The 12311-nt window shown below is 69.5% G+C and carries 7 protein-coding genes; 4 read left to right on the top strand and 3 right to left on the bottom strand.

Going from position 1 to position 12311, the window contains the following annotated elements; genetic code table 11:
- Positions 1-34 precede the first annotated feature (34 nt).
- Positions 35-2752, top strand: a complete 2718-nt coding sequence (gene polA, locus AC3WLB_RS08950) for a DNA polymerase I (protein ID WP_492505219.1) — start codon at positions 35-37, stop codon at positions 2750-2752.
- Between the two features lie 52 nt (positions 2753-2804).
- Here polA and AC3WLB_RS08945 read toward each other — a convergent pair whose 3' ends face one another.
- Genes AC3WLB_RS08945 through imuA' form a run of 3 tightly spaced genes read right to left on the bottom strand, consistent with a single transcriptional unit; the run spans position 2805 to position 8662 of the window.
- Entirely contained in the window at positions 2805-6230 is a 3426-nt protein-coding gene (locus AC3WLB_RS08945) for an error-prone DNA polymerase (RefSeq protein ID WP_492505217.1), read from the bottom strand.
- Positions 6231-6257: 27 nt separating this feature from the next.
- The gene (locus AC3WLB_RS08940; RefSeq protein WP_492505215.1) at positions 6258-7925 is read right to left on the bottom strand and encodes a DNA polymerase Y family protein; all 1668 of its coding nucleotides are present in this window, start codon (positions 7923-7925) and stop codon (positions 6258-6260) included.
- Positions 7922-8662: a DnaE2-dependent mutagenesis accessory factor ImuA' gene (gene imuA' / locus AC3WLB_RS08935; RefSeq protein WP_492505213.1), complete on the bottom strand. Its 741-nt coding sequence runs from the start codon at positions 8660-8662 to the stop codon at positions 7922-7924. Before imuA' ends, AC3WLB_RS08940 begins: the two co-directional genes overlap by 4 nt.
- 128 nt (positions 8663-8790) lie before the next feature.
- Between imuA' and AC3WLB_RS08930 the strand changes: the two genes are divergently transcribed.
- Genes AC3WLB_RS08930 through AC3WLB_RS08920 form a run of 3 tightly spaced genes read left to right on the top strand, consistent with a single transcriptional unit; the run spans position 8791 to position 12265 of the window.
- On the top strand, positions 8791-10530 hold the full coding sequence (locus AC3WLB_RS08930; protein ID WP_492505211.1) for a DUF885 domain-containing protein: 1740 nt from the start codon (positions 8791-8793) through the stop codon (positions 10528-10530).
- A gap of 5 nt (positions 10531-10535) precedes the next feature.
- Entirely contained in the window at positions 10536-11246 is a 711-nt protein-coding gene (locus tag AC3WLB_RS08925; protein ID WP_492505209.1) for a DUF4166 domain-containing protein, read from the top strand.
- The gene (locus AC3WLB_RS08920; RefSeq protein ID WP_492505207.1) at positions 11243-12265 is read left to right on the top strand and encodes an epimerase; all 1023 of its coding nucleotides are present in this window, start codon (positions 11243-11245) and stop codon (positions 12263-12265) included. The genes AC3WLB_RS08925 and AC3WLB_RS08920 overlap by 4 nt, the downstream gene beginning before the upstream one ends.
- The last annotated feature ends 46 nt before the right edge of the window (positions 12266-12311 follow it).

The raw sequence follows: 12311 nt of genomic DNA, 5'->3' as shown, positions 1-12311 counted from the left end.
CTAGCGTGTCGGAGGGCCTGTGTAGGCTTGCCGTGTGCCGGACAAAGATCAGCCTACCCTCCTCGTCATCGACGGTCATTCGCTCGCGTTCCGGGCGTTCTACGCCCTTCCGGTCGACAGTTTCTCCACCCGTGACGGGCAGCACACGAACGCCATCCACGGCTTCATCGCGATGATGATCAACCTGCTGAAGGCCGAGAATCCCACGCATCTGGCCGTGGCCTTCGACGTCTCGCGGTCGTCGTTCCGCACCCGGGAGTACCCCGACTACAAGGGCACCCGTGGCGAGACACCGCCGGAGTTCGTGGGCCAGGTGCCGCTGCTGCAGGAGGCCCTGCACGCGCTCGGTATCGTCACCATCGAGAAGGAGGATTTCGAGGCCGACGACATCCTCGCGACGCTGGCGCTGCAGGGTGTGCAGCAGGGCTACCGGGTGCTCGTCGTGTCGGGCGACCGGGACGCCATTCAGCTCGTCAACGACGACGTGACCTTGCTCTACCCCTCTCGGCAGGGCGTCTCCGACCTCACCCGGTACGACGTGGCGAAGGTGAACGAACGGTACGGCATCCGCCCCGAGCAGTACCCCGAGATCGCGGCGCTCGTGGGGGAGACGAGCGACAACCTGCCGGGCATCCCCAAGGTGGGTGAGAAGACCGCGGTGAAGTGGCTGAATCAGTACGGCTCGCTCGACGCGATTCTCGAGCACCGCGACGAGATCCCCGGTGTGGTGGGCAACAACCTGCGCGAGTTCGCCGACAACGTCGTGCGCAACCGCAAACTCAACCGGCTGCTCACCGACGTCGAGCTTCCCGTGGGGCCGGCCGATCTCGCGCGCCAGCCGATCGACGAGCAGGCGATGCGCGATGTGTTCGCGCGGCTGGAGTTCCGTACGCTGCTCGACCGCATCCTGAAGCTCGAGGGCATCGGCGGCGACTCCGAGGTGGGTCAGGCCGCCGCCGCCGCGGCGGCGGCGAAGGCCGAGAAGGCGCCGGTGCCGGTGACGCTGCTCGACGACGAGCTCGCGGCGTGGTTGCAGCGGCACTCGGGCAAGACAGACCCGTCGGCGGATGCGCCGGCGCCGGCCGATCTGTCGGGTGCGGTCGCGGTTCAGGTCGAGTTGCTGAACGGGGCACCCATCGCCATCGGCCTCGCCACGCCGCACGAGACGGTGTACCTGCCCTGGACGGCGGGAAACCCGTCGTTCGCCGCTTTCGAGAGCTGGCTGGCGGGGCCTGCGCCCAAGATCCTGTTCGACGCGAAGCGGCAGATCAAGGCACTGCGCTCGGCCGGGCTCGGGTTCGATGGGCTGCTGTTCGATCCGGTCATCGCGGCGTGGCTGCTGAAACCCGATTCGAGTGCCGACCGCTCGTTGGCCCAGCTGGTCGACCGGCATCTGCTCGAAACGTTGCCCACTCCCGACCCCAACCAGCTGGTGCCCGACACCGACACGGTGGTGGGGGCGGCGGAGGAGGCCTGGTACGGCTGGCGGGTGGCGCAGGCGCTGTCGGCGCAGCTCGACGACCGCACACGACGGGTGCTCACCGAGATCGAGATGCCGACGCTCCTCGTGCTGGCGCAGGTCGAGCTGACCGGGGTGACGGTGAGCCACGAGGCCCTGGCCGCCCTGTCGTCGGAGCTCGGCGAGTCGGCCGGGCAGATCGCGGGCGAGGCGTTCGGCATCATCGGCCGCGAGATCAACCTGGGGTCGCCGAAGCAGATCCAGGAGGTGCTCTTCGACCAGCTCGACATGCCGAAGACGCGCGCCACCAAGACCGGCTACTCGACCGATGCGGGAGCGCTGGCCGACCTGCAGGCGTCGAACCCGCATCCGTTCCTCGGCCTGTTGCTGGCGCACCGCGACGCCACGAAGCTGAGGCAGATCATCGAGTCGGTCGACAAGGCCATCGCCGCCGATGGGCGGGTGCACACCACCTACGTGCAGACCGGGTCGTCGACGGGCCGCATCTCGTCGACCGATCCGAATCTGCAGAACATCCCGGTGCGCACCGAGGAGGGGCGGCGCATCCGTGCGGCGTTCCAGGTCGGCTCGGGGTACGAGTCGCTGCTCACGGCGGACTACTCGCAGATCGAGATGCGCATCATGGCGCACCTCTCGGGCGACGCGGGGTTGATCGAAGCGTTCCACTCGGGCGAAGACCTGCACCGTTACGTGGGGGCGCGGGTGTTCGGGGTCGATCCGTCCGACGTCACGCCGAACATGCGCACGAAGGTGAAGGCGATGTCGTACGGTCTCGCGTACGGGCTCTCGCCGTTCGGGCTCTCGAAGCAGTTGCGCATCGAGACCGCCGAGGCCCGGCAGCTGATGGAGGACTACTTCGAGCGGTTCGGCGGGGTGCGCGACTACCTGCGGGGCGTCGTCGTGCAGGCGAAGCTCGACGGTTACACCGAGACGATCTTCGGTCGCCGGCGCCCGTTCGCCAACCTGAACAGCGCGAACCGGGTGCTGCGCGACAACGACGAGCGGGCGGCGCTGAACGCGCCCATCCAGGGCACGGCGGCCGACATCATCAAGATCGCGATGATCGGCATCTCGGCCGACCTGGCTGCTCAGGGGCTCGGCTCGAAGATGCTGCTGCAGGTGCACGACGAGCTCGTGTTCGACGTGGCGCCGGGGGAGTGGGATGCGCTGGCCGACGTGGTGACCACCCGTATGTCCACCGCCGCGTCGCTGTCGGTGCCGCTCGAGGTGCAGATCGGCCGTGGCCAGAACTGGAACGAAGCCGCACACTGATCGTTCTGTGCCGGCCGGGGCGGAGGCGCGCGCCGGGACGCTCGGCGCGCCATCACCGGAAGTCCCGGGAGTTCGTCTTCGCGCTGAGCACGAGCGGCTCGAAACGATCGGCCACGATGTTGGTGACCCCCTCCTTCGATCGCTCGAGGATGCCGCGTACGATCAACGCGGGTGAATCGCGGGCCACCCGGCGATGCCGGGTCCACACCCCGACGCTGCAGATGACGTTGAGGATGCCCGTCTCGTCCTCGAGGTTCATGAAGGTGATACCGCTGGCCGTCGCGGGGCGCTGCCGATGCGTCACCACCCCGCCGACCTCGATGCGCCGCCCGTTCTCGGCCGCCGCGAGCTCGGCGACCGAGAGCGCCCCGCGCCGTCGCAATTCGTCGCGGACATGCGCGAGCGGATGGTCGTCGGGCGAGATGCCGGTGGCCCAGAGGTCGTAGACCACCTGCTCCTCGGCGCTCAGCAGGGGCAGGAGCGGTGGCTGCACCGACACGAAGGTTCCCGGCAGGTACTCGGCCCGCTCCTGGGCCGCGTTCCCGGCTTCCCACAGGGCTTCGCGCTTGGTCAGGCCGAGTGATTCGAACGCGCCGGCGGTGGCGAGCGCCTCGAGCTGCGGTGTGGTGAGACCGACCCGCCGCGCCAGGTCGGCCATGCTGAGGTACCGGCCGTGCTCGTCGCGTTCGGCCACGATGCGCTCGGCGAGCTTCTCACCGATCGAGGTCACCTCGGCCAGCCCCAGCCGCACGGCGAGGTTGCTGTCGCGCCGGTGCTCGGCCGTGCGGTCGGGTGCCTCACGATCGAAGACCTCAGGCACCGGCGCGGGCGGATGCACGCACTCCTCCAGTCCCGTCTCCGCCACCGTTCCGCCCTCCTCGCTCACCCCGTCCCGGTCGGCGAGCAGGAGCGGCTCGAGTCCCGCCTGCACTCCGGAGCGCTGGATGTCGGGGCGTCGCACCTCAACACCGTGCCGCCGTGCATCCGCCGTCAGCGTCTGCGGGGAGTAGAACCCCATCGGCTGCGCCCGCAGCAGTGCTGCCAGGAACGCGGCGGGATAGTGCAGTTTGAACCACGAGCTCGCGTAGACCAGCAGGGCGAAACTCGTGGAGTGGCTCTCGGCGAATCCGAAGTTCGCGAAGGCTTCGATGCGCTGATAGATGTCATCGGCGAGCTCGCCCGTGATGCCGTTGCCGGCCATCCCTTGGTAGAGCTTCTCCCGCAGCCGCGAGATCTTCTCCAGCCCTCGTTTGGAGCCCATCGCTCGCCGTAACAGATCGGCGTCGTCAGCGTTGCAGCCGCCCACCGCCATCGCCATCTGCATCAGCTGTTCCTGGAACAGCGGCACCCCGAGGGTGCGTTCGAGCACCGGCTTCAGCTTCGGGTGCAGGTACGTGATCGGTTCGAAACCGAGCTTGCGCCGGATGTACGGATGCACGGCACCGCCCTGAATGGGGCCGGGCCGGATCAACGCGATCTCCACCACCAGGTCGTAGAACCGACGTGGCTGCAGTCGGGGAAGGGTGCCCATCTGTGCCCGGCTCTCCACCTGGAAGACGCCGATCGAATCGGCCCGGCAGAGCATGTCGTAGACACCGGCCTCTTCTTTCGGGATGCTGTCGAGATCCCATTCTCGGCCGGTCGACTCCCGGACGAGGTCGAAGGTGTGCTGCAGTGCCGAGAGCATGCCGAGGCCCAGCAGGTCGAACTTCACGAGGCCCATCCAGGCGCAGTCGTCCTTGTCCCACTGCAGCACGGTGCGGTCGTCCATCCGCGCGTTCTCGATCGGGCAGACCTCGCCCACCGGGCGATCGGTGAGCACCATCCCGCCGGAATGGATGCCCAGGTGGCGGGGGAACCCGAGGAGGTCGGTGGCGAGGTCGATCACCTCGGCGGGGATGTCGTGGTCGCCGCTCTCGACCATCGGCCCCCAGCGTTCGACCTGCTTCGACCACGCATCCTGCTGCCCGGGGCTGTGACCGAGCGCCTTGGCCATGTCGCGCACCGCGAACTTCGGCCGGTACTGGATGACGTTGGCCACCTGAGCGGCGTTGCGCCGGCCGTACTTGCGGTAGACGTACTGGATGACCTCCTCCCGCCGATCGGAGTCGAAGTCGACATCGATGTCGGGCTCCTCCTCGCGCATGGCTGAGAGGAAGCGTTCGAACGGCAGCAGACGCGCGATCGGATCGACGGCGGTGATCTTCAGCACGTAGCAGACCGCCGAGTTCGCCGCCGAGCCGCGACCCTGACAGAGGATGCCGAGCGAGCGGGCCTCGCGCACGATGTCGTAGACGATGAGGAAGTAGCCGGGGAAGTCTTTCATCTCGATGACGCTGAGTTCGCGCTCGATCCGCTCCCAGACCTTCGCGTCGGCTTCCGGGTAGCGATCGGCCACGCCCGCGATCACCAGCTCGCGCAGATACGACATGTCGGTGTGCCCGGGTGGAACCTCCTGGCGGGGCAGCTTCGGCTTGGCACGGCGCAGCTCGAACGCCACCTCGTCGGCCACCTCGACCGTGCGTTCGACGGCACCGGGGTAACGGCCGAAGCGCTGCGCCATCTCGGCACCCGAGCGCAGGTGAGCGACCGGTGCTCCCGGCAACCAGCCGTCGAGCTCGTCGAGACTGCGGCGAGCTCGAACGGCGGCGATGGCCTCGGCCAGGCGGTGGCGTTCGGGAACGGCGTAGTGCACGTTGCCGGTGGCGACGGATGCGAGTCCCCGCCGCTCGGCGAGAGCGAACAGCGCATCGTTGATGCTGCTGTCGAGCGGTTGCCCGCTGTCGCTCAACTCCACCAGCACGTTCTCCCGGCCGAAGAGGGCGACCAGGCGATCGAGCTCGCGATCGGCCCCTTCCTCCCCGTCGCGGGCGAGCGCCTGTCGCACCAGGCCCTTGCGGCATCCCGTGAGCACCAGCCAATCGCTCTCGGCATCCTCGGCCAGCTGCTCCAGCCGGTAGAGCGGCTTGCCCTTCTCGGCGCCGGGCGCCAACTGCGCGGTGGTGATGGCGCCGGCGAGCCGGTGATAGCCCTGCTGCCCCCGAGCGAGCACGAGCAGGTGCGAACCTTCGGGATCGGCCACCCCGTTCTGCGGGGCACTCAGCTCGAGTGAGAGCTCGGCGCCGAAGATGGTTCTCACGCCGTGCATCTCGGCCGCCTCGGCGAAGCGGGCGAGACCGTAGAAGCCGTCATGGTCGGTGAGCGCGAGGGCGTGCAGACGCAACCGCGCGGCCTCCTGAACCAACTCCTCGGGAGAGGACGCGCCGTCGAGAAAGCTGAAGTTCGAGTGCGCGTGCAGCTCGGCGTAGGGCACCACCGTCTCGTCGGCGGAGCCGGGCTCCATCACGACCGGGGGAACGTAGGCCGGACGTTTGCGCGAGTGGGTCTCCTCGCTCTCCATCACATGTCGCGGACGCGTGCGCCCGGACATCTTCGCCTCGAGCTCCGACCACTTGACCGGCGGGTTCTGCCATCCCATCAGAGGCCCTCCCCAGCAATGGCCGGCCTAGTCATAGCGGGCCTCCGCGAACCAGGTTCCCCGCTCCAATGCCAGGAGCCAGGCGGTGCCGTCGGCGTCGACCACCTGGAAGCGGTTGAAGCGACGCCGAGCCGCCGAATCCCACCAGCGCTCGAACACGGGCCAGGGCCCTGCCCACGCTTGGATCGGGCGGAGCTGTCGGCCGCCGGCCTCGGGCGAGAAGTACGCCGGTTCGGCCGTCAGCACACCCCGCTCGGTGATCGCCACCTCCCGCTCCTGCTCAGCGAGCACGAGCACGGCGCGAGGCTGGTCGAACACCGTGGTGGGCAACGGCGGCGGAATGCTGCCCGGCCACGGTGCGTGCTCAGCGCCGTGCGCGCTGCCGCCGCCGCCGACTGCGGCTCGTGCAGCGGCGACACCCCGGGTGGCAGTCTGAGCGCGGCTCCGGCTCGGGGTTCGGCCTTTCGACTCGACCACATCGGCCCGCTGCTCCACCCGGTCACCCCAGGGCACGGTGATCTGCCGCTCGCGCGGCGAGCGACCGCCGCCGATCGACGCGGTCAGCACTCCCTCATGCCCCACCATGCTCTGCACCCGGGACAGGCCGTGATGGATGCGCTCCTCCGAGCCGCTGCCCCAGAGGCCGGTCTCGTGCCGTGCACTGTGATCGACCGTCTCGGCGACGATGCGCACCCGGGCGATCGGCGAGGAGAGCGTGCTCTCGATGGTGCTGCCGCCCTGCAGCTGCCAACGCACCCGATCGACCACATCGCTCGCCGAGAACCACCGTGGATGCAGCCAGCCCCGGTCGCGCCGCTCACCGCGCTCACTGGTGAGCTCGACCCGCAACGCGGTACAGACCAGACGAGCGGCGGCCAGATCGCCGACGAAACGCTCCGCCGCCGCCCGCACGCCGAAGGCCACCTGGTCGATGCGGTCGAGCGGTGGTTCGAAATCGCTGATGCTCTCCCTCACCTCGGGCGGCACCCGGGGCACCACACGGCTGCCGTCGAGCCCGGCCGCCCGGGCGTGGGCCAGGGCGCCGGGCTCGCCGAACCGGGAACGCACATCGGCTGCCGGGAGCTCGGCGAAATCGCCGAGCGTACGGATGCCGAGCCGCCACAGCAAGGTCGTCAGTTCGGGCTCCCCGAGCAACTGCAGAGGCAGCCCGTGCAGGAAGCCGGGGGAGCCGCCTTTCGGCACGATGCGGATCAGATCGACGCCCGGCAGTCGGGCTGCCTGATCTGCGGCGAACATCCCGTCGGCGATGCCGACCCGCGCATCCGTCACTCCCAGCTCCGCGAAGCGCTCGAGGAAGGCCAGCGCCGCAGCGTGCTCGCCACCGTAGAAACGGGCGGCTCCGCGCACGGCCAAGGCACAGCTGCCCGCTCGCACGACCTGCACGTTCGGGCTCATCTCCTCGAGGGCGCCGATCAGCGGTTCGAAGGCGCGGTCGACCCGCACGGGGTCGTAGACCAGGTCGAGCAGTCGCGGACTCCTGGCCTGGGCCTCGCGCAGCCGCAACCCCCGCCGCACCCCGTCAGCACGCGCTGCGGCCGAACAGGCGAACACCCGGCCCTTCTCGATCACCGCGATGCTCCGCTCGGGCGAGACCCCCTCGGCCTCGGCGCTCGCCACCACCGGCCAGTCGGGGCACCACACCACCATCGTGCGCACCGGCACCGGCCCGGTCATCCCGCCACCCCCTGCAGTCGTCGTGGCCCGGTCGCCTCGAGGCGCTGCCCGTCAGCGCCTCCGGCTTGCTCCAGCACCGGGCGCACGGTGTCGAGTCGGTCCGGCAGCCAGAGCCGAGCCCGACGGGGTCGTCCCGACCCCACCCGCGCCGTCGCTGAGACCATTACCTGACGCCCCGCGAGGTGCCCGTGCCCGCGCCCGATGCCCGCCCAGGAACTCTCGGTGATGCGCAACGTCGCCTCACTCTGCGGCCAGTCACCGAGCACGATGAGCGTCGCTTCGCGCTGACGGATGCGTGCCTGCAGCCGGGCGATCGCGGCGTCGGGCACCCGGCGTGGCGGCCGCGTCACCACCACACCCACCACGTCGGCCATCGCCGCCGTGACAGTGAGCCACTCCTCGCCCGGATGCGGCACGAGGGCCAGTCGCCCCAGATCGATGCCGAAGTGCGCCGCCGCTTCCACCCCGAAATCGGGCAGGCCGACCACCCCGCACCACACCCCGTCGGAGGAGGGCCCCGCCATCATCGCCATGACGAGCGCGGTGGAGCGCTCGACCGAATAGGCGGCCCCGGAACGGAGGGAACCGCCGGGCAGCAGAGCCGTCAACGCCGGGTGCGTGCGCACGCTCCGGGTGTCGAGCTTCGTGGCCTGCATCTGCTGGATGCGTGACTGCAGCGCACGGATCTCCTCGCCCGCCGGAGCGGGGGAGTCGATGGTGAGTGCGGCATCCGTCATGCCCTCATGTTCGAATATATGTTCGAATAAGTCAATCCGGTTGTGTCAGCCTGTGGAGAGCCGGATTTCTCTCCACAACCTTCGCCCTTCACCGCCCGGTGTCGGCGCCGTGGCCTAGGGTCGAAACCATGACCAGCACGACAGTACCGACCCCCTCCGACACCCGACAGCCCACGGCCATCGATGCCATCGCCGAACGCTGGGTCGACACCGTGGTCGAGCTCGAGCCGGTGCTCGGCACCTACATCGGGCGCACCGAGGTGAACGATCGCTACGGCGACCTCTCACCCGAGGGTCACGAGCGCTATCTCGCCGCCGTGAAGTCGGTGCTGGCCGAGCTGGCCGCCGCCACGCCGGTCGACGAGGTCGACGAGGTCACGAAGACCGATCTGCGCAACGAGCTCGAACTCACCGTGGCGAGTTCGGAGGCCGGTCTGCAGCTGCGCGACCTCAACGTCATCGACTCGCCGAGTCAGCACATCCGCGAGGTCTACGACCTCATGCCCACCGCAACGGTTGACGACTGGTCGGTGGTCGCGAAGCGCCTCTCCGCGGTCGAAGAGGCCGTCGACGGCTACATCGTGACCTTGCGGGAGGGGATGCGTCGCGGCACCGTGCCGGCCCGCCGCCAGGTGGTCGAGGTGCTGGCCCAGGTGCGTAAGAACTCCGGCCCCGGGAGCTTCTTCACCGAGTTCGCGGGCGGAGCCCGGGTGATCGCCGAGACCGAGACCGAGGCGGAGACCGGAGCGGGTGGTGCGCCGAGCGAGCTGCCCGCCGCCCTGCACGCCGATCTCGAACGCGCGGCGGAGACCGCGAGCGAGGCGTACTCGAAGCTCGCCCAGTTCCTCGAGAACGAGCTCGCCCCGGTCGCGAGCACGCGCGACGCGGTGGGCCGGGAGCTCTACGCGCTGCAGTCGCGCCGCTTCCTCGGGGCCACCATCGACCTCGACGAGACCTACGAGTGGGGCATCGAAGAGCTCGGCCGCGTGGTGCGCGAGCAGGAGGCCATCGCCGAGGAGATCAAGCCGGGCGCATCCGTGGCCGAGGCCATCGCCTTCCTCGATGCCGATCCGAGCCGTAAATTGCACGGTACGGATGCGTTGCAGGCCTGGATGCAGGCCACCAGCGACCGTGCGGTGGCCGAGCTCGGCACGACCCACTTCGACATCCCGACCGAGATCCGCGCCCTGGAGTGCATGATCGCGCCGACCCACGAGGGCGGCATCTACTACACCGGCCCGACCGACGACTTCTCGCGCCCGGGTCGCATGTGGTGGTCGGTGCCCGATGGGGTCACCGAGTTCGACACCTGGCGCGAGCTGACCACGGTCTATCACGAGGGCGTCCCCGGTCACCACCTGCAGATCGGCCAGGCCGTCTACAACCGGGCGAAGCTCAACACCTGGCGTCGTCAGCTCGCCGGCACGAGCGGTCACGCCGAGGGGTGGGCGCTCTATGCCGAGCGCCTGATGGAGGAGCTCGGCTACCTCGACGACCCGGCCGATCGGCTGGGCATGCTCGACGGGCAGCGCATGCGTGCCGCCCGCGTCGTACTCGACATCGGTGTGCATCTGCAGAAGCCACGGCTCGACGGCACCGGCACCTGGGATGCGGAGTACGCCCTGGAGTTCATGCGGCAGAACGTGAACATGGATGACGCGTTCATCCGGTTCGAGGTCAACCGCTATCTCGGCTGGCCCGGGCAGGCTCCTTCCTACAAGGTCGGCCAGCGCATCTGGGAGGAATTGCGTGACACGCTGCGTGCGCGCGAGAAGGAGGCCTTCTCGTCGAAGGAGTTCCACCGGCGCGCTCTCGACCTCGGTGGTGTGGGGCTCGACACCCTTCGCTCGGCGCTCCTGAAGGAGTAGGTGGCATGCGCCCCTCCCGTTCTCCCTACGAACTGACCGTCGGTTCGGCGCTCGACGACCTGCATCCGGTGCTGCGGCGGTACTTCGGCCCGGTCCCGATCGGCATGCGCGGCTACGGCAACGGCGTCTTCGAGGTTGTCGGCACACCGCGCCGATGGCTGTGGCCGGTGCTCGCGCTCCTGGCCCGCCAGGGAATCCTGTTCCCGGTCTGGGAGCACAACGTCCCGTTCACCGTGGTGAACGCACCGCTCCTCGATCGCGACGGGCGTACGGCGGTGGTGGCGGTGCGCCGGTTCCATTTCGGGAGCGGTGCTGCGGCGATGGTCGACGCGATCACCGCAGAGAACCCGGGTGCCGACGGACTGGTCGACCACCTCGGGGTCGACCGCCGTTTCCGGGTGCGGTTGGCAGCCCGGGTGGTGCGTGGCGAGTTCCACCTGGTGTCGACGCGCCTCGAGGTGAGACTCGGGCGTCAGTACGTCGCCCTGCCTGCCGCTGTCGCGCCGCAGGTGCACCTGGTCGAGCGCTTCGACGACGCGGCGCGCGGGGGAGAGGGGGCGCAGCGGGTTTCGGTCACCGTCGATGCCCCGTTGCTCGGGCGCCTCTACGAGTACACCGGCACCTTCACTTATGAACTGCGCGCCGAACAGGAACCGGCCGAGTCGCGTGCGGCTGAGCAAGCGCGCACCGAAGAGGCCGATGCGGGTTCGCGATGACTGCTGAGCCGGGTCGCAAGGTGGTCATCGCGGGTGCCTCGGGTTTCATCGGCAGCCGGCTCGTGGAGGCGTTCCGCCGCGACGGCGCCCAGGTCGCAGTGATCGGCCGCTCCGGCCCCGACGCGCGATGGAGCGATCCCGCTGAGGTCGCCGCCGTGGTCGACGGCGCCGACCTCCTGATCAACCTCGCGGGCAAGAGCGTCAACTGCCGCTACGACGGGGCGAACCGAGCCGAGATCTTCCGCTCCCGGCTCGCCACCACGCGGGCGTTGCACGACGCGGTCGCCGCCGCCGCGCATCCGCCCCGCCTCTGGATCAACTCCTCCACCGCCACCATCTACCGCCATGCCGACGACCGGCCGATGACCGAATCGACGGGCGACATCGGCGAGGGCTTCTCGGTGAACGTCGCCACGAGCTGGGAGGAGGAGTTCTTCCGCGGCGAACTCCCCGGCACGCGACGGGTGTCGCTGCGCATGGCCATCGTGCTGGGCGACGGCAGTGCGCTCACGCCGATCCTCGCCCTGGCCCGGGCAGGGCTCGGCGGCCCGCAACTCGACGGGCACTGGCCGGCCACCCCGGGGCGCCGTTCGGCGGGCACCTACCACCGCTTCCGGCGCGCATCGAGCGGCGGCCGGCAGAAGTTCAGCTGGGTGCACATCGACGACGTGCTGGGCGTCATCCGCTTCGTCGACGTGCGTTCCGAACTCGAGGGGCCGATCAACGTCGCCGCTCCGAAGCCCACCGACAACCGCACCTTCATGGCGTCGGTGCGCCGGGCGGTCGGGGCGCGCATCGGTCTGCCGACCTGGCGCTGGATGCTCGAGCTGGGTTCGTTCGCCATCCGCACCGAGACCGAGTTGGTGTTGAAGAGCCGATGGGTGCTGCCCGAGCGACTCGAGGCCGCCGGGTACGAGTTCGCGTTCCGGCACCACGAAGAAGCTCTTGCCGACATCGTAGGCACCCAGCCTCCCCGGAGGGCGCGGCACGGAATGCTCGGAGTGTCTCGAACGTTGTAAGAAAAGGCGCTGAGAACGCGGCTTGCCGCGCCGGGCGCCGACTAGC

This window comes from Herbiconiux sp. FW305-C-125 (genome assembly GCF_058783455.1).
Note: the sequence above shows the minus strand (reverse complement) of the source record. Positions and strands in the feature narration are given on the sequence as shown.